24 protein-coding genes are annotated in these 26523 nt (G+C 55.8%); 12 read left to right on the top strand and 12 right to left on the bottom strand.

From position 1 onward, the window contains the following. The first annotated feature begins 585 nt into the window (after window positions 1-585). On the top strand, window positions 586-831 hold the full coding sequence (locus tag ACQZ63_RS22825) for a hypothetical protein (protein ID WP_112179151.1): 246 nt from the start codon (window positions 586-588) through the stop codon (window positions 829-831). A 71-nt stretch (window positions 832-902) separates the two neighbouring features. Here the strand turns inward: ACQZ63_RS22825 and ACQZ63_RS22820 are convergent, their stop codons facing one another. Both ACQZ63_RS22820 and ACQZ63_RS22815 read right to left on the bottom strand, forming a co-directional pair. Beyond that, window positions 903-2840 (bottom strand): hybrid sensor histidine kinase/response regulator, encoded by a 1938-nt coding sequence (locus ACQZ63_RS22820; protein WP_112179149.1) that lies wholly within the window; start codon window positions 2838-2840, stop codon window positions 903-905. A 24-nt stretch (window positions 2841-2864) separates the two neighbouring features. Further along, a complete protein-coding gene (locus tag ACQZ63_RS22815; RefSeq protein ID WP_448799403.1) occupies window positions 2865-3632 on the bottom strand; it encodes a helix-turn-helix domain-containing protein in 768 nt (255 codons plus the stop codon). A gap of 101 nt (window positions 3633-3733) precedes the next feature. On the opposite strand from ACQZ63_RS22815, the gene ACQZ63_RS22810 reads away from it, so the two are divergent. Beyond that, the gene (locus ACQZ63_RS22810) at window positions 3734-4474 is read left to right on the top strand and encodes a response regulator (RefSeq protein WP_076846208.1); all 741 of its coding nucleotides are present in this window, start codon (window positions 3734-3736) and stop codon (window positions 4472-4474) included. Here the strand turns inward: ACQZ63_RS22810 and ACQZ63_RS22805 are convergent. Continuing rightward, a complete protein-coding gene (locus tag ACQZ63_RS22805; RefSeq protein WP_162633016.1) occupies window positions 4417-4860 on the bottom strand; it encodes a hypothetical protein in 444 nt (147 codons plus the stop codon). The genes ACQZ63_RS22810 and ACQZ63_RS22805 overlap by 58 nt on opposite strands. A gap of 300 nt (window positions 4861-5160) precedes the next feature. On the opposite strand from ACQZ63_RS22805, the gene ACQZ63_RS22800 reads away from it, so the two are divergent. From ACQZ63_RS22800 to ACQZ63_RS22790, 3 genes are all read left to right on the top strand, one after another. Beyond that, complete coding sequence (locus tag ACQZ63_RS22800; protein ID WP_112179144.1) at window positions 5161-6345, top strand: acetate/propionate family kinase; 1185 nt, start codon at window positions 5161-5163, stop codon at window positions 6343-6345. Window positions 6346-6394: 49 nt separating this feature from the next. After that, window positions 6395-8782 carry a phosphoketolase family protein gene (locus ACQZ63_RS22795; RefSeq protein ID WP_112179142.1) on the top strand — a complete coding sequence of 796 codons (2388 nt, stop codon included), beginning with the start codon at window positions 6395-6397 and terminating at the stop codon, window positions 8780-8782. 172 nt (window positions 8783-8954) lie between these two features. Further along, window positions 8955-10727, top strand: coding sequence for a heavy metal translocating P-type ATPase (locus ACQZ63_RS22790; RefSeq protein WP_112179139.1), 1773 nt, complete (start codon window positions 8955-8957; stop codon window positions 10725-10727). A gap of 40 nt (window positions 10728-10767) precedes the next feature. Here the strand turns inward: ACQZ63_RS22790 and ACQZ63_RS22785 are convergent, their stop codons facing one another. Together ACQZ63_RS22785 and ACQZ63_RS22780 are read right to left on the bottom strand one after the other, a co-directional pair. After that, a complete protein-coding gene (locus ACQZ63_RS22785; RefSeq protein WP_236776516.1) occupies window positions 10768-11598 on the bottom strand; it encodes a universal stress protein in 831 nt (276 codons plus the stop codon). Between the two features lie 46 nt (window positions 11599-11644). After that, window positions 11645-12864 (bottom strand): IS3-like element IS1312 family transposase gene (locus tag ACQZ63_RS22780; RefSeq protein WP_086558194.1). Its coding sequence is split into 2 segments (ribosomal slippage): window positions 11645-12522 and window positions 12522-12864, totalling 1221 coding nucleotides; the frame shifts between segments, so codons are not numbered across the junction. 358 nt (window positions 12865-13222) lie between these two features. On the opposite strand from ACQZ63_RS22780, the gene ACQZ63_RS22775 reads away from it, so the two are divergent. Continuing rightward, window positions 13223-13750 carry an Hsp20/alpha crystallin family protein gene (locus ACQZ63_RS22775; RefSeq protein ID WP_173998749.1) on the top strand — a complete coding sequence of 176 codons (528 nt, stop codon included), beginning with the start codon at window positions 13223-13225 and terminating at the stop codon, window positions 13748-13750. A gap of 396 nt (window positions 13751-14146) precedes the next feature. Further along, window positions 14147-15763, top strand: coding sequence for an MBL fold metallo-hydrolase (locus ACQZ63_RS22770; protein WP_173998634.1), 1617 nt, complete (start codon window positions 14147-14149; stop codon window positions 15761-15763). A gap of 257 nt (window positions 15764-16020) precedes the next feature. Here the strand turns inward: ACQZ63_RS22770 and ACQZ63_RS22765 are convergent, their stop codons facing one another. Both ACQZ63_RS22765 and ACQZ63_RS22760 read right to left on the bottom strand, forming a co-directional pair. Then, complete coding sequence (locus tag ACQZ63_RS22765; RefSeq protein ID WP_173998636.1) at window positions 16021-16293, bottom strand: hypothetical protein; 273 nt, start codon at window positions 16291-16293, stop codon at window positions 16021-16023. Between the two features lie 250 nt (window positions 16294-16543). Beyond that, the gene (locus ACQZ63_RS22760; protein ID WP_448799404.1) at window positions 16544-16642 is read right to left on the bottom strand and encodes an alcohol dehydrogenase catalytic domain-containing protein; all 99 of its coding nucleotides are present in this window, start codon (window positions 16640-16642) and stop codon (window positions 16544-16546) included. Between ACQZ63_RS22760 and ACQZ63_RS22755 the strand changes: the two genes are divergently transcribed. Then, the gene (locus ACQZ63_RS22755; RefSeq protein WP_336510320.1) at window positions 16631-16780 is read left to right on the top strand and encodes a hypothetical protein; all 150 of its coding nucleotides are present in this window, start codon (window positions 16631-16633) and stop codon (window positions 16778-16780) included. The two genes, ACQZ63_RS22760 and ACQZ63_RS22755, sit on opposite strands and share 12 nt — an antisense overlap. Before the next feature lie 104 nt (window positions 16781-16884). On the opposite strand, the gene ACQZ63_RS22750 is transcribed toward ACQZ63_RS22755, so the two are convergent. Beyond that, entirely contained in the window at window positions 16885-17703 is an 819-nt protein-coding gene (locus ACQZ63_RS22750) for a universal stress protein (protein WP_173998638.1), read from the bottom strand. A 177-nt stretch (window positions 17704-17880) separates the two neighbouring features. On the opposite strand from ACQZ63_RS22750, the gene ACQZ63_RS22745 reads away from it, so the two are divergent. Further along, on the top strand, window positions 17881-18183 hold the full coding sequence (locus ACQZ63_RS22745) for a hypothetical protein (RefSeq protein ID WP_173998640.1): 303 nt from the start codon (window positions 17881-17883) through the stop codon (window positions 18181-18183). Window positions 18184-18375: 192 nt separating this feature from the next. Here the strand turns inward: ACQZ63_RS22745 and ACQZ63_RS22740 are convergent, their stop codons facing one another. The 4 genes from ACQZ63_RS22740 to ACQZ63_RS22725 all read right to left on the bottom strand — a co-directional run bounded on the left by ACQZ63_RS22740 (window position 18376) and on the right by ACQZ63_RS22725 (window position 23267). Continuing rightward, window positions 18376-18693, bottom strand: a complete 318-nt coding sequence (locus ACQZ63_RS22740; RefSeq protein WP_019565897.1) for an ATPase inhibitor subunit zeta — start codon at window positions 18691-18693, stop codon at window positions 18376-18378. Window positions 18694-18860: 167 nt separating this feature from the next. Next, on the bottom strand, window positions 18861-19319 hold the full coding sequence (locus ACQZ63_RS22735) for a pyridoxamine 5'-phosphate oxidase family protein (RefSeq protein WP_272870730.1): 459 nt from the start codon (window positions 19317-19319) through the stop codon (window positions 18861-18863). A gap of 273 nt (window positions 19320-19592) precedes the next feature. Beyond that, entirely contained in the window at window positions 19593-21134 is a 1542-nt protein-coding gene (locus ACQZ63_RS22730) for an IS3 family transposase (RefSeq protein WP_173998644.1), read from the bottom strand. Between the two features lie 279 nt (window positions 21135-21413). After that, window positions 21414-23267, bottom strand: coding sequence for an ABC transporter ATP-binding protein (locus ACQZ63_RS22725; protein WP_173998646.1), 1854 nt, complete (start codon window positions 23265-23267; stop codon window positions 21414-21416). Between the two features lie 571 nt (window positions 23268-23838). Here ACQZ63_RS22725 and ACQZ63_RS22720 point away from each other — a divergent pair. The 3 genes from ACQZ63_RS22720 (at window position 23839) to ACQZ63_RS22710 (ending at window position 26280) form a co-directional block, all read left to right on the top strand. After that, the gene (locus tag ACQZ63_RS22720; RefSeq protein WP_111783839.1) at window positions 23839-24732 is read left to right on the top strand and encodes a helix-turn-helix domain-containing protein; all 894 of its coding nucleotides are present in this window, start codon (window positions 23839-23841) and stop codon (window positions 24730-24732) included. An 88-nt stretch (window positions 24733-24820) separates the two neighbouring features. Next, complete coding sequence (locus tag ACQZ63_RS22715) at window positions 24821-25531, top strand: YbhB/YbcL family Raf kinase inhibitor-like protein (RefSeq protein ID WP_173998647.1); 711 nt, start codon at window positions 24821-24823, stop codon at window positions 25529-25531. Between the two features lie 29 nt (window positions 25532-25560). Next, entirely contained in the window at window positions 25561-26280 is a 720-nt protein-coding gene (locus tag ACQZ63_RS22710; RefSeq protein ID WP_173998649.1) for a methyltransferase domain-containing protein, read from the top strand. Window positions 26281-26523: the final 243 nt, after the last annotated feature.

The following is a 26523-nucleotide window of genomic DNA, read 5'->3' as shown; positions in this document are numbered from 1 at the left end:
TGAGCCAGTGTCGCATTTCTAACTGGCTGGCAGAGCGACAGATGACATTTTAACTTTGCACGATTCGCGACATTTCAACCTTGCCGCCACATCGTATGTAGCGGGGTACATTCTATTTTCAAGTGCGACATGCCAATGATTTCAATGGCTTCACTTTGGAGATCTTAGCATGTCCCGATGCTATACGCAGATCACCCTTGCCGATCGCCGCCGTCTTCATCATCTGGTGACGGCAAAGGTTCCGGTCAACGAGATGGCGTTAGCTTGGATATCAGATCAACCGCGCAAATCCCTTGGATGCAGGACGCCGGCCGAGGTGTTCATGGCTCATTTGCAAGAAGGAGGGTGATCCCCTGCCCTAAAGCGCAGGCATGGTGCCCTTGGGTTAGCTTTTCCAGGGTAGATGCCAAATAGCTGCGCGACATCCTCGATGCAGAAGAGGCGGAACCAAATGGGCGGAGACGGTTTGCGAATGAGAGCCATACCAAATGCTCTTCTCTCATGTCAGCCATTGATCCGCATCAATGTGTTCCTTTGATCAATTTCACTATTTTAGAAACATCTTGAAAAATGGGATAACTTTTTATGTCCAGAGCCTTCGGCAAGCTCATCAAGAAGCTCGAAAAGCTAGAGGCACAAATGAGTATTACGTGCGATCTGGAGATTTCTTCAGAAGCTCGACAGAAAATATTAAGCGACCTGCTCGAGCAGCACCGCTTGATTGGAAATGAGCTCATGGTAAAGGGCTTTCGAGAAAAGCTGGAAGGTAGCGAAGAACTTGCTGCACGGATCTTTTGCAACGGCTCAGCCCTATCGAAGGGTGATCAGTGACCATTACCGAAGCCGCACCGTCCAACCTTGGAAACGAATGAAGCGGCTTAACGCTTCGGTCCCCCGCCTTTTCAGAACCGATCCTCATCCTGATCCAGGAGTTCGCGCAGGCTCACTGCCAGTTCGCGGGCAGTGTAGGGTTTTTTAAGCCAGCTTCCCTTCGCGGCCAAATGTCGCCCGGCAATGGCCGGCTCCGCATAACCCGACGTAAACAAGACCTTGATGTCCGGCCGCAAAGCACGGGCAAGTTCCGCAAGCTCGTCGCCCGCCATGCCACCTGGCATCACGATGTCGGAAAAAAGAAGTGCAATATCGGAATGATGCTCAAGCAGCTCGAGCGCCTCAACACCGTTGGCCGCTTCCACAACGCCGTAGCCCAGAGCGGCGAGCCTCATGACCGCGACGCGTCGGACTCGAGCATCGTCCTCCACGACGAGAATCCTCTCTCTGCCCCCGGATTCAATTGTGGCTGGGAAGTCCGTGATATCGTTCTCCGGCGGATTGGCGTTATCCAGAGCTGCTGGAAGAAAGATCCGGACAGTCGTCCCCTGCCCCGCCTCGCTGTAAATCTGAACGTTGCCACCCGACTGTTTGGCGAAGCCATAAACCATGCTCAATCCCAAACCTGTGCCGGCTCCAACTTCCTTGGTGGTAAAAAAAGGTTCGAATGCCTTCTGTTTAACCTCCGGCGTCATACCCGCTCCCGTATCTGTGACGGATATCTGCACGTAGTTGCCAGGTTTTATACTTGGGTACATCTCTGCATAGTCTATATCAAGTTTGACGCGCGCAACCTCTATTATCAGCATTCCACCCTTTGGCATGGCATCGCGCGCATTGATAGCGAGGTTTAAAAGAGCGCTCTGTAGCTGCGAACTGTCCACCAGAGCCTCGGTCTCTGAACCCGCTATAATCGTTTTGAATTCGATCGCCTCACCAAGTGTTCTTCGCATCAAATCGGAAAACGCGCCTATGAGTTCGGCAATGTCAGACTGTTGCGGGTTGAGCGGCTGCCGACGGCCAAAGGCCAGAAGCTGGCTCGTCAGTCTTGCACCGTCTTCAGCAGCACCCTGCGCTTCCCGAAGGAAATGCCGGATAGTCTTGTCGGTGAGCCTGCTTTCAGCCATTTCGAGGTTACCGCTTATGACGGTGAGAAGGTTGTTAAAGTCATGTGCCAGGCCGCCCGTCAGTTGACCGACCGCTTCCATTTTTTGCGCCTGGCGCAATTCCTCCTCGATTTTCTGTCGGCTGGTCAGATCGCGTATAAAGCCCGTAAAAATACGATCGCCGTTGGCGATTGCCTCCCCCACTGAAAGCTCCATGGGAAAACGCGAGCCATCCTTTCTTTGTCCGGTCACTACACGTCCATAGCCGATGACGCGTCTTTCCCCGGTCGACAAATAGCGTGCGATATATCCGTCATGCGCTGCCCGGTCAGGGTCCGGCATCAGCATCCTGACATTGTGGCCGACAACCTCATTTGTATCATAGCCGAAGAGCCGCTCAGCCGCAGCGCTGAAGGACGAAATGATACCTCCTTCGTCGATGACAACCATCGCGTCGGGAACAGTTTCCAAAATGGAAAGAAGGTGCGCCTCGCGCCGGGCCAGTTCGTCCTGCATTCTCTTCAAGTCCGTCACATCATTGTTGGTCTGCACAATGACCGGTGGCTGCTCGCCACCAAACTCTACGAATACCCATCTCGTCGCGATCAGGAGCTTGTGACCGTCCTTATGGTAATGAACGACTTCGCCACTCCATGATCCCTGTCGGGAAACACGCCGTCTGAGCTCCGAAAGCGGCATCGGGAACTGGGTGGAGAGAAGCTGGTGGACAATTTTTCCAAGCGCCTCGTTTTTACTCCAGCCATAAAGATGTTCACTACCCGCGGTCCAGCCCTTGATCCTGCCGTCCATTCCGTGAATGACGATGCTTGCACCATCCAGGAGAGTAATGAGGACCTCAAGCTGCAGCTTGCCCTGCTCTTCGATAGGCAAAATTTCAGGCATCGTTGTCCCGTCGAGCGACGCTTGCTAGTGGCGGTGCCGTCCACCTTGAACGACCAGTTGCTGCCGCACGTCGGAGTAATCATCGCTGTCACCCGCCAATTGTGCAAGCAGAAGCGGCTTCTCGACTATTATTGCCTGACGCGCCCCGGCATTTTCGATCCGAAGGACGCCCCTTTTGATGAGCTTTGTAAGGGTCCGCGAAACGGTTTCGATCGTGAGCCCGAGGTAATCGGCAATGTCCTGACGACACATGGGGAGTTCGATCGTTTTTTCCCACTCCCCCTGCTGTGCTTTACGCTGGAGAAACTTCAGAAGAAACGTGCACATTCTCTCCTCGGCGCTTTTGCTTGACAGCAGCACCATCTGGTCTTGGGCGACAGCCATTTCGTCCGAAACAAGCGCAAACATTTCGGGTCGCAGTCTGTCATTGTCGCCGACGGCTTCCTCGAAATGCCTGCGCGTAACCCGGCGCAGCGTTACAGGGGACACCGCTTCTGCGCTGTAAACGTAGCGCTTGCCGAACGATACGCCGAGAACATTGCCTGCATAGAGAAAACCGGTGATGATACGGCGGCCATCTGCTATAATTTTGAACATCCGCAATACGCCATCACTTACTTCGAAAATATGTGCAGCTTCGTCCCCTTCAAGGAACAGCGAGCGTCCGACCTTCAAATGCTCGGCAGGCTGATTGCGAAAAATGTCCCGCAGACAATAAATATCGTGTGCGGGTGCCGAAATTTGATGAGTTAAAGCGCGATATTCGCCGGTGCTGTACATCTTGTTCTCCATCTGCTTCCTGATGGAGTTAAGCCCGGCAAGATAACTGAATGATGCCTGGACTGTGACGAACGGCTTCAGTTCGTGACAAATTGTAACGCGAGGTCAAGAGAATGGCAGCGAACCAGGGTCACTTGCTCATTGTCGATGACGACGTAAGGGTGCGACAGATGCTCACGCGTTTTTTTGAAGGAGAGGGATATCACGTCAGCGCCGCGGCGGACGGTGTCCAGATGAGATCACATCTCAGACGCAATGAAATCGACGCGATCCTCCTTGATCTCACCCTCCCGGGTGCTCAGGATGGTCTTGATCTCGCCCGAGAAGTCCGGATGGATTCGGATGTGCCTATCATCATGCTGACCGGCCGTGACGACGTAGTGGATCGCATCGTGGGCATTGAGATCGGTGCTGACGACTATATTGCCAAACCGTTTCATCTTCGCGAGGTACATGCGAGGCTGAAGTCGATCCTGCGCCGCCGTCTGCCGGTCAATCGGCCGCGCCCACATGAAATGCTTTGCTTCGACGGCTTGTCACTCGACCTGTCTCGCCGCCAGCTTCTTTCGTGCGGAGGGTCCAAGATTGAGCTGACGACCGGTGAATTTGATATGCTTGTGACGTTTACCAGGCATCCAGGTCGGGTTTTGACACGTGATTTTCTAATGGAGGAAACGCGATCGCGCCGTCTGGATGCATTCGACCGGTCCATCGACGCGCAGGTCGCACGTCTGCGCCGAAAAATCGAAACCGACAGCAAGCATCCAAACATCATCAAGTCTGTTCGCGGCGTCGGTTATGTCTTTGTCGCATCGATTGAAGAGCCGTCACCTTCAACGGTACGAAGATCATAGACCAGCCCGGTGGCGGGTGCGTGTCGATCGTGGGGGTTTACGACGATCGACCAGCCTTTCGGGCCGGCAGGCCAGAAATGAATACGCTGACATTTCAGCTCTCTGGCTTGTTGTTTGATCTTTTCGAACAGCAGCCGCGCAACACCCTTTTCGTCAAACAGGCTGAAGGAGGCAAAGACCGGAACCTCCATTTGCGGCGATTGCGGGTAGCCGGTGACGAATACATAGCAGACACCGCGGATCACTCCCGCGCTATCGGTTACGGTGAGCCAATCGCGCCGTTTATGATCAGTATGTGTGGCAGCCTGCCACTCCTTAAAGGAAACCGACGAGAAAAGATGCTGGATGACGGCATAGGCGCGAACAACATTGGAAACGGTGAGCAAACCGACCTCGTAATCTCCTGACATTTCTAATCTCCCGAATGATCTTTCCGATCTTCCGGTTCCGGGGGATTTTCACATTGACAGCGATCAACAGCGGTCGACCAACGCATGAATTTGCTGGCGACAACCACTCGGGAAACGACAGGAGATTGCGCTATGTCAAGGCAAAGGGGCGAAAGATCGCCGATAGGTTAGAGAAGCTGAAGGATGAAAGAGGCTCCAGGAGGGAGCATCACGCCACTACGGAAACGCAATGGCCGCCAGCACTGGCGATATGCCCGCCGCAAACGGAGAGTTCGCATGCATGAGACACTCCTCCTGACCTTTAATGCTGGTTCCTCAACGGTGAAGATCGGTATTTTCAGGCTCGACCGGCAAACACCGAAACGCATCGGCAAGGCAGTGGTTGATTTTTCCGATCGGCCGTTGACGCTGCATCTGGCGGAGGGACCGACCCGGCTTGATCTACCCTTGAAAAGCGATGCTGAGGAAGACCTTGCCGCACTGATGGATGAGGTGTTTTGCGCGCTGGCAGCCCATTTCGATCTCGACAGCGTCACGGCTGCCGGTCACCGCGTGGTGCATGGTGGCGACATATTCGACGGTCCGGTACGGATCAACGATCAAACCATGGAACGGATGCGCTCACTCGTGGACATGGCGCCGCTGCATCAGCCGCAGGCGTTGCGACTGGTCCGGGCAGTGACGCACCTGCGACCGAAACTCATGCAGACGGCCTCCTTCGACACGACTTTTCATTCAACGCAGACCGACCTCGTCCGACGCTTCGCCATTCCCCGTATCTTTCACGACCAAGGCATAAAGCGCTACGGCTTTCACGGGCTTTCCTTTCGTTACGTGGCCCGAGCTCTGACCGAAAGGGCGCCCGAGATCGCCGACGGAAAGGTAATCATCGCCCATCTCGGCAGCGGCGCAAGTCTTTGCGCCATCAAGGACGGCAAAAGCTGTGATACGAGTATGGGCTTTTCCACCCTAGACGGCATTCCCATGGCGACGCGTCCCGGTGCGATTGATCCGGGGGTGCTGCTGTACTTACTCGGGTCGCTCGGGAAAACGCGAGTGGAGCTGGAAGACATACTTTACCACAGATCCGGTCTTCTCGGCGTTTCGGGCCTTAGCGGCGACACCCGTGAGCTTCTCAAGGACAATGGCAGGCAAGCCCGCGAAGCGATCGAGCTTCTCATACTCAGGGTCGCCGGTGAGATCGGCCGTCTGACTGCAACCCTCGGCGGGCTGGACGGGCTGGTCTTCACGGCCGGCATAGGTGAAAACCAGCCGGATATCCGCGCCGGGATCGCAAGCCGCCTGCTTTGGCTGGGTGCCGAGCTTGACGGGCACGCCAATCAGCGCAACGCGCTGACGATCAGCTCAAAGGCAAGCCGGATTGCCATGCATGTCATCCCCACAGACGAGGAGCAGATGATCGCTGAGGAGTGCTTCTCCATTTTCCAGCCGGGCGGATGACGCCTCGTCCGTACTTCGCAAACTGAACCGAATTCCAAGGAGCCGTACTATGCAGCCCACAAATATTTCGATGACAGCGAGCGAGATCACCTCTCAGGAACTCGCGCTTGTGGATCGCTACTGGCGCGCCGCCAATTACCTCTCCATCGGCCAGATATATCTGCTGGACAATCCGCTCCTGCGCGAACCGCTGCGGGCAGAGCACATCAAACCGCGCCTGCTTGGCCATTGGGGTACGACACCTGGCCTCAATTTCATTTACACCCATCTCAACCGTCAAATCCGCAACCGCAATCTCGACATGATCTATGTCTGCGGTCCCGGCCACGGCGGTCCTGGAATGGTGGCGAGCACCTATCTCGAAGGAAGCTACAGCGAAATCTACCCGCAGATTTCCGAGGACGCTGCGGGCATGAGGAAACTTTTCAGGCAGTTCTCGTTTCCAGGCGGCATACCAAGCCATGCCGCTCCGGAAACACCCGGCTCCATTCACGAGGGCGGCGAGCTCGGTTATGCTCTGGTGCATGCCTATGGCGCGGCCTTTGACAATCCGGAGCTGATCGTCACCTGTGTTGTGGGGGATGGAGAGGCCGAGACCGGAGCGCTCGCGGCAAGCTGGCATTCCAGCAAATTCCTGAACCCCTCGCGCGACGGGGCGGTGCTGCCCATTCTGCATCTTAACGGCTACAAGATCGCCAGTCCAACCCTGCTCGCCCGCATGAGCGATACGGAACTCGACCATCTCTTCCGGGGTTACGGCTATGAGCCATTCTTTGTCGAAGGACATGAACCGGAAAAGATGCACCGGCAAATGGCGGCCGCTCTCGATCAGGCCATCGACCGCATCCGCGCCATTCAGGCTGATGCCCGTGGCGGGGGACTGGATGGCCTGCCGCGCTGGCCGATGATCTTATTGCGCAGTCCCAAGGGCTGGACAGGACCCAAGGAAGTAGACGGAAAGAAGGTCGAAGACTTCTGGCGTGCCCATCAGGTGCCGGTCGCCAATTGCCGCGAGAATGAAGGCCACCGCAGGATCCTCGAAGATTGGATGCGCAGTTACCATCCCGATGATCTTTTCGACGCGAACGGCCGGCTGAAAGAGGAGCTGCGCGCCCTTTCTCCGGTCGGCACACGGCGCATGGGTGCCAATCCGCATGCAAATGGTGGCATTTTGCGCAAAGAGCTTCGCGTACCGGATATCCGCGATTATGCGATCCCGGTGGAAAAACGTGGCGCGCTTATGATCCAGACGACAGAAATCCTCGGCAGATATCTGCGCGATATTCTCAAGCTTAACCGTACTGACGCCAACTTCCGCATCTTCGGACCGGATGAAACGGAATCGAACCGCCTCGGAGCGGTCTTCGACGCCACAAGCCGGGTCTGGATGCAGGAAATCAAGCCTTACGATGTCCACCTGTCACGCGACGGACGGGTGATGGAGGTGCTTTCCGAACATCTGTGCCAGGGCTGGCTGGAAGGTTATCTCCTCACCGGCCGGCATGGCTTCTTTTCCTGTTACGAAGCCTTTATCCACATTGTCGATTCAATGTTCAACCAGCATGCCAAGTGGCTGAAGGTCGCTCGTGAACTGCCTTGGCGCAAGCCGGTCTCCTCTCTAAACTATCTGCTCACCTCGCATGTCTGGCGGCAGGACCACAATGGCTTTTCCCATCAGGACCCTGGCTTCATCGACCTCGTCGCCAACAAGAAAGCCGATATCGTCCGCATCTATTTGCCGCCGGACGCCAACACCCTGCTCTGGGTCGGCGACCATTGTCTGAGGACATGGAACCGCATCAACGTCATCGTAGCCGGCAAGCAGCCGGAACCACAATGGCTGACCATCGATGAGGCGGTGAAGCATTGCGAGGCCGGTATCGGCATATGGGACTGGGCTGGTAATGAGGATGGTGTCATAGCACCCGACGTCGTGATGGCCTGCGCCGGCGACGTGCCGACGATGGAAACGCTGGCCGCCGTGACCCTGCTACGACAGGCGATACCCGAACTGAAGATCCGCGTCGTAAATGTCGTTGACCTGATGACGCTTCAATCGCAGGAACAACACCCGCACGGGCTGTCGGATGAGGAATTTGACCGCCTTTTCACCACAGATCGGCCGGTCATCTTCGCCTATCACGGCTATCCATATCTGATCCATCGGCTCACGTACAAGCGTACCAACCACCAAAATATCCATGTCCGCGGTTTCATCGAAGAGGGGACAACCACGACGCCCTTCGATATGACGGTTCTGAACGAACTCGACCGGTTCCACCTCGCCCTTTCGGCAATCGATCGTGTGCCAGGCCTCAGGAATAAGGCTGCAGGCGTTGTGGGAATGCTCGAGGCAAAACTTGCGGAACATACACGTTACGTCCGGGAATATGGCGAAGACATGCCAGAAATCCGCAACTGGACCTGGCAAGGCTGAGGTTGCGGGCAAGACAACGCCGCCCGCGCGACAGTCGGTATCATAGACAATTCCGTGACATCCATCGTGAAGGGCCATAATGCGCAATCACTCCCTTGCCGATATATTGAAGCGACTACGTCCAGCGCTAGTCGTCACCTCGCTCGGGGGACTTGCAACTGCCCTCGTCGGGATGCTTGGTGGTTTCAATGTTGTCTACGATACCGCGCTGACAGCTACGACCATTCTTGTGATCCTTGCGCTTATGGGACAGATTATCGTCAGCCTTCGGCGAAAGGAATTCGGACTCGATACGATCGCGCTGTTATCAATGAGCTCGGCATTGATTTTCGGCGAACATCTGGCTGCCGCCGTCGTCGCTCTGATGTATTCCGGCGGCCAATATCTGGAAAGCGTTGCCGAAGGTCGTGCGCGGCGGGACATGACTGCGCTTCTCCAGCGGGCACCGCGATTGGCAACACGGCGTCGGGGCGAAAATCTGGATGAAATCACCATCGAGGCGGTCGAAACCGGCGATCGGCTTGTGGTGCGACAGGGTGACATTGTGCCTGCTGACGGCACGCTTGCAGAAGATGCCGTCCTGGACGAGGCGGCACTCACCGGCGAAGCATTACCCGTCAACAGAAAACGCGGACAGCCTGTCATGAGCGGGTCTACCAATGCCGGCAACCTATTCGAAATGATTGTCACCAAACCGGCAAGCGAAAGCACCTACGCCGGAATCATCCGGCTGGTCGAGGCTGCTCACAACAGCAAGGCACATATGTCGCGTCTGGCTGACCGCTACGCCCTTGCCTTTCTCCTGACGACGCTTTCGATAGCGGGTCTTGCATGGCTGCTGACTGGTGATCCGGTTCGTGCGGTCGCCGTGCTGGTCGTGGCGACCCCATGCCCTCTCATCCTGGCCGTACCTATTGCCTGGACGGCAGGCATGTCGCGCTCAGCGAGTGTTGGGCTCATCGTAAAAGGGGCCGATATTCTTGAAAAGCTTGGGCAAGTGCGAACACTCATTCTTGACAAGACTGGAACTCTGACCGACGGTCGGCCGCATCTTGCAGTCATTAATGCATTAGCGGATGAAAACGATCTGCTCCGGCTGACTGCCTCTCTCGATCAGGGCTCCAACCATGCGGCGGCGCGCGCGGTGGTTGCGGTCGCCCTTGACCGCGGCCTTGCATTGACGCCGCCCACGCACGTGTCGGAAAAACCGGGCGAAGGGATTTCAGGTACGATTGGATGCACGCAGGTTTCCATAGGAGGGCTGAACTATATTGCTTCGAAGGTAGCCGATGTGCCAACTCTCGGTCAGTCCGAAGTGATGACCGCCGCGATTGCTGTCGATGGAAAATTTGCCGGCACACTGCTTTTTAGCGACGCGCTACGCGAGGGCGCTGGAGAAGCCCTGGTCGAACTTAAGCGGCTCGGGGTGAACCGAATGATTCTTGCGACCGGCGATCGTGCCGATGTGGCGCGCAGCGTAGCCAAGGATTTACCCCTCGATGAAATCCGGGCCGAACTTACGCCACTGCAAAAGATCGAACTGGTGCAAAAGGAAGTCCGCCAAGCGCCTACCATGATGGTTGGCGACGGGGTAAACGATGCGCCGGCACTCGCTGCGGCGGATATCGGACTGGCCATGGGCCTCCATGGCTCGGCAGCCGCAGTGGAAGCAGCCGATGCGGTTCTGCTTGCCGAACGGCTGGAACCCATCGGTGACGGCGTAAGGATCGCCAGGGAATGCCGGCGCATAGCGATGCAGAGCGTCGTGGCCGGAATCGGACTATCCGTAGTCGCCATGATCGTTGCATCGTTCGGGTATCTCAGACCAGTCGAGGGCGCGCTTGTTCAGGAAGCGATTGACGTTGCGGTCGTCCTTAATGCGTTGCGCGCCCTTCGAATAAAAAGCTGGTTAACCCGAGCAAGGCCGCCCGTAGTCGCTTTATAGTATTACCTGAAAGCGCAACTCTCCGGCAGATACGATAGTTCTATCGGGCGAAAAAGACCGGCAAGTGGCACTCTTCCAATATCGATGCCGTGACGCCCCCGAAAATCCGCTCCCGCAGTCGTGAATGGCCATATGCCCCCATGACGATGACGTCGCAACCGATCTCACGTGCGCGCTGCTGTATAACTGCTTCGGTACTTCTGTCAGCACTCGCCAGTTGTTCGATGACGGTCTTGACATTGTGGCGAGAAAGAAAGGTCGCGATATCTGCACCCGGTTCTCCGCCATTGAAGAGATAGGATGCGTCCGGATCAACAAGAACGATATGAACCGCATCCGCACGCACCAGCATCGGCAAAGCCTCCTTGGCCGCGCGTGCTGCCTCGGGCCGGGAATTCCAGGCCAGAAGCACTCTTTTCGGCTTCAGGCTTGTTCTGCCTTGGGCTGCCAAAAACACTAGCGGGCTGCGAGCGGCGAATATCGTTGCCGCCATGACCGTTTTACGAAGCTCGATATCTCTACGTATACCATTCCCGGCGATGACGATATCGGCACACATGGCCCGCATGCAGAGATTGTTTTCAAGGATAAAACGGTCTTCATAAAGTTGATTGACGTCGTAGGTGACACCATTTTTATTACAAAGATCCTCCGCTTCCTTCCTGATCTTCATCAGTTCGTCGATTTCGTTTTGCCGCTCCTCCAGCCAGACCGTTGTAACGGGATAGTCGGCGGTAACAGGCGAGAGCGCCGCGCCGAGGGCCAGAACGGAAAGATGGCTGTCTAGCTCGCGGGCAAGTTCGATCGCCTGACTGATATCTGCCGCGGCATCATGTGCACCGATGACAGAAAGTATTGTTTTGACGGACATGGACATGGCTCCTTCCCTGGAGTTGCCCCATAAAAACCGGACAGGATCAGATTTCTGTTTGACGGTTTAAGAACTCGCGCGGTGAGCGATATCCCAAAGCTTTGTGCGGGTGAAGCGTGTTGTAATGCTCGAACCACAATGGCAGTTGGGCGATGACGGTTTTGGCGTCCGGAATGGAATTGACCGAGACGTAATCGCGCTTGAACGTCTTTACGAAGGCTTCAGCCATTCCGTTGGACTGTGGGCTGCGGACCGGCGTCGTGCGAGGCTCCATCCCGATATCCAGCAGCAGCGATTTCGTGTCTGACGCAATGAAGCACGATCCATTATCAGTCAGCCATTCGATGGGCTTAGGAAGGATATTGATGCGGCCGAAGCGGTTTTCGACGGCCGTGATGACAAGGTCCTGAACGTCTTCGCTTTTGATGCCTTCAGTAGTGGCGACATGGGCAATTGCCTCGCGATCACAGCAGTCGAGCGCAAAGGCAACGCGGACCTTTTCTTTGTTATCGCAGCCGATTTCGAAACCGTCCGAGCACCAACGCAAATTCGATTGAGCGACAGCGACACGACCATCGTGGCGACGGCTATCAATGGCTCCAGTATGGCGTTCGAGAAGCAGGCCATGCACCTTCATCACCCGATAAACGCGTTTGACGTTCGGCCATGAGCGGCTTTCCCAACGGGCTTTACGGCGTAGAAGCGCATGAACCCGGCGGTATCCATAGGTTGGCATCTCGGAGATGATCGCTTTGATTTCATCGACGAGATCATCATCCGCAAACGGCGGCCGACCACGGGCTTTGGAAGGACGCTGTCTCACCCGCTCCGCCATGTTTGACCGGGCAACACCAAAAGTCTCGCACACGGCCGTCATCGGGAACTTCCCTTCGGCAATGACAGCGAGCGCAACAGGTGTTTTTTTGGGCCGGTGGCGATATCAAGCGCCTCTTTGAGAATCTCGCCTTCCATCGTCTTCTTGCCGAGCAGACGCTGTAGTTCTTTGACCTGGTTTTGAAGGGCGCGATATTCGGATGCTGGAACGACATCTTCCTCGGCAGCAGTTGCCGTCAGAGCTCCTTGGGTGGCAAGCTTACGCCAAGTGAATAACTGGTTCGGCTGGATACCGTAACGCCGAGCAACGATGCTCACGGTTGCGTCCGGCTCATATGTTTCCTGAATAATGGCGAGCTTCTCTGCCGTCGACCAGCGACGGCGGCGCTCAGGGCCGGACAGGACTTCTATCTTAGGACTGTGACTGGTCATAATGGGCACATTACCTCGCACACTTGTTAAGTGGGAGATCGTGTCCGGATATTTATGGGGCCATTACATTCCCATTGATGATCAACTCAATGAGCAGAGTGTGTGTAAAACATTGCAGACCCGCGATGATCTTCGTCAATCACGAGTGAGAAATTCCAAATCCCCTATCGATCTTCGCAACGTGCCCACCGTAACGATCTAGAGCCTGGAGAGGCTGAATAGTTCCGTTGATCCCTGTCAATGCGGATCTGATTGCAGTGCGGTTCAATCGAGACGCTCAATGAAGCGCCGCAAAATGTTGAAACGACGTCACGTCGCCGTTTCAACCGTCACTTTCTTCAACTTGAGGAGAAATATCATGGCTGTGGCCCAAACCAAACTTCCGGCGAAGACCGACGAAGCGCCGGTGAAACCGGCGGGAACTTTCTGGCCCCCGCTCGAAACGCTTCGCTCCGAGATCGATCGCCTTTTCGACGGTTTCGTACCCACATCAAGGCATGCGCCCGACCGCTCCTTATTCGGCGGGGTTTTTCCAAGCCTGAAAGGATGGAGCGCCTCGCCGGCGGTCGACCTCGTCGAAAAAGATGAGGCCTACGAGGTCATTGCCGAATGCCCCGGCCTCGATGCAAAGAACATTGAGGTCAAGCTTTCAAACGGACTGTTGACGATCCGTGGTGAAAAGCAGGAAGAAAAAGAAGACAAACAAAAAGAATATCATCTTTTAGAACGTCGCTACGGCTCCTTCCAGCGAAGCTTTTCCGTGCCGGTAAACGTCGATGTCGACAAGGTGGCGGCGACCTTTGAAAACGGCCTTCTCAAGATCAAGCTGCCGAAAAGTGCAGAAGTAAAGAAGAACGAAAAGACGATCGAGATCAAGGCTGCCTGATTTCGACAAGGACAGCAAGATGACTAAAGGCGCGTACCGAGCGCGCCATTTTTCCAGTTCCGATTGTCCGTCACGACAAGAGGCTTTTCTCAATCTAGCTAATCGGGATTGAGGATATCTTTGTCGTGCGCGGCAGAGATGAGCTTTCTAAGCGTCTCCCGGCATCGCGCGCCGCCAAGCAACCGTTGGCTTCGATGCGGCGAGCAATTGCTACGTCGACCCGCTGCAGGAGGCATTGTCGATCCGACCAAGGTCGTGGAGGTCGCACTGGAAAGTGGGGTATAGGTCACCAGTATCCTTTTGCTGACCAATGCACAATGACGGAAACTCCCGAAGCGCTGGCGCCACAACTGCCCGCCCCGGTCGTTTAGGCGCGAGTGTTTGTGAGGTGGTCACATGTCATACAGTCCCCGAATTACCTTCCATGGCGCAGCTGGCACGGTAACAGGCTCCTGCTTTCTTCTTGAAAGCGGGGACGAACGTGTGCTGATCGATTGCGGGCTGTTTCAGGGATCCAAAACGGAAAAAGAACTCAACTACCGACCCTTCCCGTTCGCGCCTGTGGAATTAACGGCCGTCATTCTCACCCACGCCCACATAGACCATACAGGGCTCGTGCCGAAGCTCGTGAAGGAAGGGTATGGTGGTCCAATCTATAGTACCGCTGCGACACTTGATCTGTGTGCGGTTATGCTGCTGGATTCAGGCCATATCCAGGAAATGGAAGTCGATCAGCTCAATCGGCGGAACGAACGCCGTGGTCGAAAACCGGTTGAGCCGATCTATACAGCAACGGACGCGGCCGCTGCCCTCATCCAGATGCGTGCACACCCAATGGAACAGTGGATGGTGCTTTCGCCAGGATGTCGGTTCCGTTTCTGGAAGGCCGGACATCTTCTCGGCTCCGCCTCTGTTGAAATCGAAGTCGGAGACGGGCAGGATCGTCAGCGCATCCTATTCTCCGGCGATATCGGGCCGCAGCACAAACTTTTCCATACCGCTCCAGAGGGTCCGTCAGGGCTGGACTATCTGGTGTGCGAGAGCACTTATGGCGATGTTGACAGACATGATCCCTCCATAGCGCAAAGGCGGATAATGCTGCGCGACGAAGTTTGCCTTGCCGCGCGTCATCACAATGGCGCACTTCTCATTCCTTCGTTTGCCGTCGAACGCACGCAGGAGCTCCTGGCAGATCTTGTCAGTCTGCTGGACAGGGGCGCTATCGCCAAATGCCCGATAATTATAGATTCACCACTGGCAACGCGCGCTACCGAAGTGTTTATTCGTCATGCCCGTGAGCTTGAAAATGGCGATCTTCTCGTGCGTGCGCTCAGCTCCCGGCAAATTCGCTTCACGGAAACCGCAGAGCAATCCAAATCCATAGACAACTTGAAAGGTTTCCACATCGTGATTGCTGCAAGCGGCATGTGCGAGGCAGGCCGCATTCGCCATCGTCTGAAGAACTGGTTGTGGCGTGAGGAAGCGACGGTTCTGCTGGTCGGCTATCAGGCGTCAGGCACGTTGGGCCGGATTTTGGAGGAAAGGGCACCCAGGGTCCGTATCCAGGGTGAGGAGATCGTCGTGCGAGCGAGCATACGCAAACTCGACGTCTATAGCGGTCACGCTGACGGGCCGGAGCTGGCGGCTTGGGTGGCTGCCCGGTTGCCTGTGAAACAGGGCGTTTTCCTCGTCCACGGCGAGCGCCCTGCCATTGCCGGTCTCAATACGCGTCTCGCGACAATGGACCCGTCGCTCAAAATCATCGAACCCGAGCTGGACGCAACCTACCACCTCACATCCGATGGCACCCTTGCCACCTACACGCGGCAAGGATTGCCGCGGATTAAACCGGTACGGGTTGGATGCCGGGACTGGCGCAATGAGTTTCAATCTCTGATTCTGGACCTGCAGGACCAGCTGGAAAAGGCAGCCGACGAAAAACGAAGGGGCGTCATCCTCCGCAAGATAAGACGCACTCTTGATGAAGCTGGCCCGCAGAGTGCATCGGACTAAAAGGAAATCGTCCAGCGCGATCTATTCTGGTTTCTTACTTAATTCCAGAGGCACGCCACTCACCATTTTACCGGAAATGCGCCACAGAAAGGAGCTTCCCGATAGGTGCGTTACGTGAGATTCGTTTCGATCAAAACCAGCGTTGCATCTCCTTCAAAAGGTTTGGCCACAAACCCTGCTCCTGCTCAAGCCGAACCGCATCATGATGCTCGCGACGTTCGATTGACTGCAATGTGCGGACGCCTTTTGCTCTGGCCTCATCGGCAACATACCGAAGCAACTCCGATGCAACGCCCCCTGTTCTTGTATTGCGCATTCACTGCGATGGCGACCTCCGCTTTCAACCCCGACGCATCACAGGCCATCATCGCCGACGCAATGAGGATATTTGTATCGCCAGCGAAAACCAGATAATTCTCTGTCGAACGGTGGTCGAAGCGGGTCATCGCGACAAGACGTTCGTGACTTACTTTACCGACGCCGCCGAAAAAGCGGAAGCGCAAATCCTGCGGTGTTACAAGGGAGAACAATTCCCGCAGACGCTCCTCATCATTATGTGGCACAGAGCGATATGAAGGGACAGACCCGTCCGGGTGACCAGATCAACACCGTCCTCGACCAGGCCTTCTGCGCTGGACTGGCCAGATCTGCGTACATTTTCCTCTTCCATTTGTACCTCGATAATGACCTTGAGCGCGTGGGTGCTGGCCGCACTGCTATCCAGCCGCCGGTGGCACAATGCGAATACGTTCCCCGTCGGCAATAGTCACACTTGCCACACTAGAAAATGCAGGAAATAAGCACCCTGTCGCACTTTTTGAATTGCGATACAGCAGAGCCCACATCCTCGATGATACCGACACCCTCATGCCCAGGGATGTGGCCCAGTACACACCTTGGAACGTCACCTTTGAGGATATGCAGGTCCGTGCCGCAATCGTCGTTCTAGTCATTCTCACCAGCGCATCGGTTGCGGCGCGAACGGCGGAAATCGGCCTTTCGATGAGCGCCTTCTGACCTGGTCCTTGAAAAACGAGCGCTTTCATCTTCTTTTCCTCTTGATAAGAAGCTGCGCTGGTCGTCTGTCGGCGCCCGAATGCGCACAGTCCCTTTTTTAGGTATTATCGCGCCAGAAAGAGGGGCCGCCTGGTGTTTTCGATCATAGTGCGCGTGACGCCGCCGAAAATACGTTCGCGCAGCCGGGAGTGGCCGTATGCGCCCATGACGATGAGACTTGACTGCAAGCGCTCCGCATAGGTTTCGATCGTCTCGGCTATCGTCCGGCCTTCGCTCTTTATGCTTTCAATCGAAGCACTAATCTGCTGATGAGATAGATACGATCGCAATCCTGGCGCTAGCTCCCGATCGTCGTCAGGATCGACGACAATGATCTCGACAGACCGCGCCCTTTTCAAAAAGGGAACGCTCGCCCGAACGGCCGCAGCTGTTTCCGGCGCATCAGACCAGGCAATCAGAACGGAGTTCTTGTCCCAAGAAAGGCTGCGCAAGGGATCGACCAAAATCGGTGCACCGGCGTGAAAAAGAGCTCCGTCAAGGACGGCATCACGCACGCCAGGATCGTTTAGAATATCCGGGCCGATCGCAACAGCGTCGGCGAATTGCGCTCGATACCCGACAACATTGTCCAGATTGAATATTTCGGTGTAGGCTTCCTCAATATCAAACGAAGAAATCTTGCCTTTCAGATACCTTTCGAGAGCAAATACTTGCCGTGCCAGCCTGTCTTGGTCGGCCTGCCGCTCGTCTAACCACGCTGCTGACACGCTCTCCATATGGGCACCGACGGGGGGTGGTGAAGCAATGCCGATCAACAGCACGGAAAGATGGCTTTCCATCGCATCGGCCAAATTGAAATCCATGTTTGACTCGGGCGAGGCAGGCTCACCTGTCGTGATCTGCAATAGCGTAGCGAAGCTCATTTTGTTCCTCCTGAACTTTCACTTCAGGATGAAGCAGTTGCGGTGAGATAGCCTTGATCCTCGTCAATGGGCCATTCGATGAAATTCCGGTGGGAAAGGGTAACCTGTGAGCGACACCGCTAGCCAGCACGCGAAAATTCTTCCGTGCGCGCAGTCCTGCGGTGCAGGTGTGGCCTAGTGCAAGTCACCCCGTACATTTTGGAAACGGTGCGACATGGAAAAGAAGCGCCGAAGCGCACACGGGTTAAAAAGTCATGCAATCATTCGCGACAAAATAAACGCCTGACGCCGCCAAAGCTGGACTTCCTGCAGCCTAAACCCTGTTCAGGCATCGACGTATCACTACAGCATTACCTGCCGATCGGATACACCACGCAAGGCTTGCACTCGATCGGCAGCCGCTTCTTTTTGATCTTTCCATTTGATCTCATGCCTGAGATTATCCAGCCCTTCTCGACGTGGACTTCCGCCGCATCGTGAGAAATATCTGTGTTCCAGTTGATCGTGATGAACTTAAGCTTGGCGGGCTCATCATCAGCCGTCAGCTTCGCACTGACCCTCGTTTCGGCAAAGGCCGCTAAGTATCAGCGGTCGCTTTACGCATTCTGCTTCAACTACCCAACTCGATCCGGCACGTTGATGTTTGTCTCACGATGGAATGGTCCAGTTCGTCTATTGGTTCACCGAGCCTTCAACGTCCCTTACCGCATCGGCAAAGCATTTTTGCATTTTGTGCCGTATCAAATTACGTGTATCCGAAAGCCCGAGGATCGCCAGATCGCTTTCCAGTTTTTTCAAGACACCCTCGTCGCCCCGTGCAAAATCAGCTTCGATAATGTCCTCAAGACAACGCGCAATATCGCGACCGAGCAGCGTGGCCACCCAACTCGCCAGCATTTTGTCACGCCTGGCGCGAATTCTGAACGGTTTCTCAGCCATCAGGACATATTGCCTCTCTGCAGCTCTCTCGCGTTCATCGTAGATCGTCATGGTACGTTTCTCCCCAAATCGCGGCCTTCGGGATCACCCGAATCTGGCCGATTGCGCAGAAATTGCGGCAGAAATCTCGACCCGTCGGCGCCCAAAGCAACAAACGGCCCATGTACTCGCCGACAAAACTGCTGCGGACAGGTCAGTACACAAGAGTCCAGCGTCGCCTATTGCGACAAAACACGCTCCGGCTGGCCCTCTCTCGCCTCTCTACCACTCAAAGTCACGATATCCAGTGCGAAAAAGACGTGTGGAGAGGTCCCTCGACGAGGTTCAGATCGAGGTTTCAGGGCGCCGGGTTCCCACCAGTCAAAGTGTTCCGCAAGCAGCTCCCAAGCATGTAAGCGTTCCCGAACGGGAGGGTCTTCGTCTGGCAACTCCCGAAAAGAGGAGTCGACTATGACGCTCGCCCATTGATGCGCACCTTCCGGCGTGTCGATCTGCAAACAGGCACGCGGGTTTGACCGAAGGAATTCAAGTTTCTTTCCCGGCATTGTAAACGCGTAAAGGCTGTTTCCCGAATATGCGTAATATATTGGAACAACATAAGGGATATTATCCCTCGCGCACGCCATTCGCGCCAGCCTCTGGACTGCGATGACGGCGAGACACTCGTTGTGCGTCATTTCTCGGACCAGCATCGCTTACCTCCCGTACTCAGAAATGGAGCTTGCATCTGGAGATGTACAAACGTCGCTCCGCCACGCGGGAAATCCCGCGTTCGAAGTACTTTTTCCGTTTCTACATTTTCATCTCGGTGCAGCGTATCCATTAGTAAATAGAAATATCAGCCATCCGCCATTGACCTTTATCAATCGCAGAACCTTATGACGACGCAGAGCCCGTAAATCAGCAGGGAACATTGACCCCTTGGAGGTGCGGACAAATTCTTGGACAGCTTATGCTGCAATTCCGAGATTCCGGCGGTATTCGGCGGGGCTAATGCCGCCCAGTGAGAGTTTTATACGATGCTGATTGTACCACTGGATGTAGGAACCTAGCTGCTGCATGAAGTCGTCAGCGGTCGTATTGATCCAGGTGCGATTGTAGTACATCTCGTTTTTCAGCCGCCCAAAGAATCCTTCGCAGGCGGAGTTATCAGGTGAGCATCCTTTGCGTGACATAGACCGGGCCAGTTGAGCGTTCTGCATGCGTGACAACCAGCCGGGCCAACGATAATGCGCACCTCGATCTGAGTGCACAACAGGTCGGTCAGGACTGTCGGTGATTGTTTCGATTGCGGCATCAAGCATTGTGTTCACTAGCTCTGCGTCCGGGCGCGTGCTTACAGACCAACTGACCACTAAGCCATCGAAACAATCGATCATGGGCGACAGATACACTTTACCTGCTGGTAGTTGGAATTCAGTGATATCGGTCAGCCATTTCTCGTTTGGCTTCGAAGCGTGGAAATCACGATTGACCAAATTTTCCGGCGCGGGATCTAATTCGCCTTGGTAAGACGTGTATCGACGCCGCCTAGTCGTGGTCACAACCAACTGCTCCTGCTTCATCAAGCGGCGTACTACCTTTTCTGAGACCTGTTCTCCGTTTCTGGCCAGTGCCGCATGAATGCGTCTGTAGCCGTAGCAGTTACGGTTGGTCTCGAAGAGCACCACAATGGTCTGGCGAAGATCTGCGTATCGGTCCTCGAGAGAAAGCAGAGACCGATGATAAAAATAAGAACTGCGGGCGAACTCAAGGCGCGTGAGGAGTTCTGGTAATGCATATGTGTTTCGCAGGGCATCAACCAGCAGTGTCTTTTCCCGGTTTCCCAGGAGCCGCAGATCGATGCCCAGTTCTTTTTTTATGAGTTCGTTAGCCTTCGTAAGCAGGTCATGTTCGAGTTGAAGGCGCTTCACATCACTGCGCAGTGCGTCAAGTTCACGCTCGAGTTCGTCTCGGCTGGCAGTCGGTGGTGATTCGCGATGGCGTGTCATGGATGCAGGGACCTCACGACCAAGTTTCTGGTCCTTCCAGTCGTACAACGTCTGCCGGCTCACGCCTACCTTCTGAGCCACCGAGCGGGCACTCTCACGCCTGGAGCACAAATCGATCACGGCCGTTCGCTTCTGCTGCTCCGATTTGAGGGTACCGCTTGAGTTGCCGGTGTGAACTCGCCGCCTGCCGCCTGGCTCATATTCATCGATCCAAGCCGAAAGCTTTTGACGGCTAGGGTAGCCAAGCGCCTTCATGGTCCATGCCAAGCAACGGCCGTGGTCCAGATAGTGCTCAACAGCGGTTCTCTTTTGCTCGTCCGAATACCGATGTTTGCTGCGCACGTACCCTGCCGACAAGTCGTTGCCACGTGCAAATTCGCGATGCCAATGCTTCAGTGCATTCTTTGTCGGATAGCCCAACTGACGGATGGCGGCATTCGCCCGTTTGCCGAGCTTGATATAGAGCTGCACAGCCCTCATGCGGTCTTCGTACGAATACATGAACTATCTCCTGTCAGTCCAAGTTTTCGTCCGCACCTCCCTTTTTTCTATCCGATTTTCGCCTCCTGTGGGCGATGAGGTTTGATCGCCGAGCGCTGGACGGGTCCATAGTTGTGCCAGGTGCGTGCTGGCCACCCCAATCCAGCAGGATCAATTTGCGATATCGATTTGAGTTGTCCTTTGGAGAAGCAACACTATTCACCGTGAAGCAGACCATCTGTTCAGCAAACAATTCCTAAATGCGTCGCGAATAACTGGGGTTTTACCGCAAACGCGAGTTCAGTTGATGTCTTCAGGAATAAATCCACCCGTCTGCCGCTGCCACAGCCGCGCGAAAAGACCATTGGTTTCAATTAACTCCCCCGGCGGGCCTTCCTCGATTATGCGGCCGTTTTCGAGCACGACGATGCGGTCCATGCTGGAGATGGTCGATAGGCGGTGGGCAATGGCGATAACCGTCTTGCCTTGCATCACAAGATCAAGCTTCTCTTGAATGGCGGCTTCGGATTCACTGTCGAGGGCCGAAGTTGCTTCATCGAGGATCAGGATCGGAGCGTTTTTCAGGAGAACGCGGGCGATCGCGACACGCTGGCGTTGGCCGCCGGACAGTTTGATGCCTCGGTCACCGACGTAGGCGTCGTAGCCCTTGCGGCCATCGCTATCGGAGAGTTCTGTTATGAAGGTGTCGGCAGCAGCCATTCTGGCGACATCTTCCACCTCCTGCGCGCTCGCCTCCGGTCGCCCGTAGCGGATATTATCGCCGACCGAACGATGCAGCAGCGACACATCCTGGGCTATAACGCCAATCACGCGGCGCAGACTTGATTGGGTGACCGAGCGAATATCCTTGTCGTCGATCAGGATAGCGCCGTCCTGGATGTCGTAGAAGCGCAGCAGGAGATTGGCGAGTGTGGTCTTGCCAGCCCCCGATAGCCCGACGAGTCCAACCTTTTCACCGGGACTGATCGTCAGCGAGAGATCATCGATAACCGGCTTGCCAGTCTTGTAGGCGAAACGGACGTTCTCGAAACGGATTTCGCCATTGCGAATGGTAAGTTCCGCTGCGTCTGGACGATCGGTGATGGTGGGCGGTGTCGTCATGACGGGCATGGCATCCTTGATCGTACCGACTGCCTGGAAGATCTGTTGACCCATCTGTAGGAACGTGAAGGTGTGAGCAGACAGCCGGCTGAGGACGTAAACGGCAGCCGTGAATTCGCCGATCGTGACGAAACCATCGACAAGCCCGGTAAATCCGATCGAGAGTATCGCCAGCCAGTGCATCATGTTGAGGACAACGACTATGACCTCCGAGGTGCGGTAGATCCGCTGTTCACTTTGTTGGGCACTGATGGCCTTGGCAATAATGCCGCGGATAGCGCCCGCCTCGCTGTCTTCGGCGGCAAACTGCTTCACCATCTGCATATTGCCGTAGAGATCGGTGATCGCGCCAGAAATCAGGCTGCGCCGCTTGGCGGAACGGCGCGAGCGCTCGGTAAATACAGGTGCCAGCCTGATAGCGAGCAGAACGTTAAGCGTGATCCAGACGATGGTCGGCAAGGCGAGCTGCCAGGAGAGAGCGCTCAAGAGAATGACCGACCCAGCCATTTGCATCACGAAGCGCGGGATGGACTGGAAGGCCGATATGATCTGCTGCTGCACGGCAGAGGCCACCTGCTGCAGACGTGAGGCGACCTGACCAGCATAGAGATCATGGAAAAAGGCCAGATCCTGCCGCTCCACCGCCTTGTGGCCCTGCCACTGAATGGCGGCAGGCATACCAATGCCAAGCGTATGCGAGTTCAGCGTGTTGACGAGAAAGGAACCAAGCGGGATTGCGGGAAACAGCATCAGGCCAAGCAAGGTCAGAAGCAACCATTCATTGTGCAGGAAGGCGCTTGCGCCCTGTTGCGTCACGCCATCAACGATGACCGATAGTCCCCAAATAATCGTCAGATTCATGGCCTCGATTGCCATTGTGGAAAGGGCGAGCACGAGCAAGATGCCGCGGAACATCCGGATGAAGTGCAGGAGAACAGCCACCGGGCCTTTCGCGGGCAACGGCTGATAGGGGATGTCGAGGGGTTGGATCAGCGTTTCAAAGGGTCGATAGATCGTATCGGAAATCGACATCAGGGCTCGAACTCCAATTGAGGAAAGATCAGAGGGTCTCGGCATATTTTAGCATTTCTGCGACGGCATCAATTATGACCTCGTTCCCTAAGCCGACGTCCGGCACGAGCCAACGCCACGAATCCAACACTTCTCGGCCAGCAACTCCATCATACCGAAACATAAGTGACCGCTTTGGGATGCACCTCTGCCGGATCGAATGGGCAACCCGACGGTCCAAAACGGAAGTTATTTTCGCCTTGGGGCGGGACCGGACTGTCTGATTTATGGCGGCGAGAGTGAAATAGCTGCCGTCAAACGCGGTGAACACTTTGACTACTTCTGAACTTAAGTCCAACCGTTTAGGCGTGCCGCACTCTGCGTTCAGGCGCGCGATGACAACCTCTACGACCAAGATAACGGCGCTTTGCCGGCTTGCAATATCCGACCATCTCAGACGTTGTAGCCCTCCAAAAGATCGCCAATGGCAGACAGTACCTTTCCGTTTTAAGCGCCCTTCGGCGGCGTATCGACAGCGACTTGATTTCAACATAGCAATGACGCCTGATCCAATTTCGAGATAGCTTGTTCAATGCGTGACAGCGACAAAACACTACGGCGGCGTCTCGTCGATGCCCTTCGCCCGCTGGCCGAGCGCGACACGCGCTTGATGCTCGAAAACGAAGATCCACCGTCCATCTCGGCCTTCGTCGCCCGTCACAGGGAAACCATTTCCGAGCTCAGCATGCCCGCAGCCGGCCTCGTCATTGTCATCGAAGGCCGCAAAGAAGTGCTGTGGGGCGCGGAACGCAATATCTACCACGCCGGCGACGCCTTCGTGCTGCCGGCCGGTGCGGAGGTTGATGTTGTCAATGAACCAGATGCCGACACTGGCGTCTATCGCGCCCTGTTCGTCCGCTTCTCTCGCACCCTGGTCATTGAGGCGGCACGCCTTTGGCCGCAACTCACCAAGCGCGACATACCCCTCGGCTCGCCCATCACGATCAGTCCGACGCTCTGCTCGGCAATCATCCATAGTGGCGAGGCGCTGGCGGGTACGCTCGACCTTTCCCGGCGCGTCGTAGATCACCGTGTTCTCGAGGTTCTGCTTATCCTGGCCGAACAGGGTGCGCTGCCATTGATGCCCAAATATGTCGACCGCTCAGTCACAGAAGCAGTGCGCCTCCTGATCCGCCACCGGCTCGATCACGCGTGGTCAACCGCCGCGGTCGCCGCGTCCCTGTCGATGTCAGAGGCCACCCTGCGGCGGCGACTACGGGACGAAAACCACTCACTACGCGCGCTGCTGCTCACCGAAAGAATGCATGCCGCTTACCTCATACTCTCGGATCGGGATGCCGATGTCGCCGACGCAATAGCCGCTACCGGCTACGCATCGCGTTCACACTTCTCGCGGCACTTCCAGGATGCCTTCGGACAGGCTCCTTCGACCGTTCGCAAGGCACGTAAAAAACCATTAGCCTGACCGCTTCAGGCTCATTGCTGATCAGATCGGGCCCACCCGCACTGGCATCGTTCCCTATGCTCGACTGAAATCAAACAGGCGAGACGAGATGAACAGGAATAAAAGAAGCATATGCGCCGCCATTGTGGCCGCCGCATTTTCGGCGACAGCGCCCATGGCCGCGAACTCCACGCTGTCCGTAAAGATCGAAGGGCTTGACGGTTCTGGCCGGTTTTCAGATTCCGCCGCCTTCTGCCCGCCCGGAAAAGGGGCGAAGGACGTGAGCCCGGGGGTCTCATGGTCGGCAGGCCCAGAGGGCACCAGATCTTATGTGTTACTGATGACCGATCCGGAGGTAACACTCGATTTTAGCCTCATCAATAAACCTGGCACCACGATTCCAGACGACGCGCCGCGGATCAACGTTTTCCACTGGGTTTTGGCCGATATTCCCGCCGGCATCATGTCCATCGGCGAAGGTACGGAAAGCGATGGTCTCGTGCTGGGCGGCAAGCCGGTCGGATTGACACCACACGGACTGCGCGGCGCCAATGTCTATACGAGTTTTCTGGCCAAAACTGATGGCATGGCAGGCACCTATGGTGGTTACGACGGCCCCTGCCCGCCCATAAACGATCAGCGCGTTCACCGCTACATCCTTGAAGTGGTCGCGCTCGACGTTGTGACACTGGGCCTTGCCGGGCCGTTCACTGGCGAAGACGTGGAAAAAGCCATGGCTGGCCACATCCTTGCAAGCGGCGAGGCGACAGCGACATATTCATTGAACCCGAGCCTGATCCCCGCCGCCACGGCGAAGTAGATCACAATCCCGAAAGGTTCAGACACACCATGTCACCAATAAATGTTTCGTCCTTACCCGTCTTCAATCGGGATGCATCCGGCTACGACGCCCTTCGGCGCCGCCTTATTCCCTGTTTCGATACGTTTTACGGGACAGCGCTCGACTTGATCGACGACTGGCGGGACGCCGAGAAACTGCGTGTGCTCGATCTTGGCGCTGGCACTGGCCTTTTCACGGCAATGCTGCTGGCCCGCCACCCCGATGCCCAGATCCACCTCGTCGATGCCTCCGAAAAGATGCTCGAGCAGGCCCGGCAACGCTTCGATGGCAATCCGGCCATTACCTATGCCGTGGCCGACCTGTCCGATACCGAACTCGGCGGTCCGTGGGATCTCATCATCTCAGCGCTGGCGATCCATCATCTGGAAGACGCCGCGAAAAAGCATCTCTTCGGTGAAATTCGGAGCGCCTTGTCGAATGGTGGCCTGTTCGTCAACGCCGAGCAGGTCCTCGGCCATGATTGCGAGGTAGAGGCCCGTTACGCCCGTATCTGGCTGCAACAGGTCAGGAGGCTGGGCGTACCCGAAGAGGAAATCACCAAAGCGCTCGAGCGGATGTCCCACGATCGTTGCTCCCCTATCGAGAACCAGTTGCAATGGATGCACGATACGGGATTTTCCGAGGTGGACTGCAGCTTCAAAGCATGGCGTTTCGCGGTGCTCAGTGGCCGACGTCAGGGCGAGCCGCCAGCCACTACGAACCTTTGAGATAGCAGCAAGACCTGGCATCAGCGGTTTATGAAATCTGCAGGGGTTCTATAACTGGCCCTTGGCAGTTTACAGTTCCAATAATGACTTATGTTGGGTTCTGTAGTGCAGTTGCATCGTCCAGAGGGTAGAAAGCGGCACTGAAGGGGCTGTGCCGGGCGCAATTGGCGCTGTCATGATGCATCACTTGAGAAAACGCCGTCGCACTCATTGATAACCTGCGCAACATCGGCAACCACCGAT

The sequence above is a fragment of the Agrobacterium sp. CG160-95 genome (assembly GCF_053521725.1).
The sequence above is the reverse complement of the archived record's forward strand: the minus strand, read 5'-3'. Positions and strand labels throughout refer to the sequence as shown.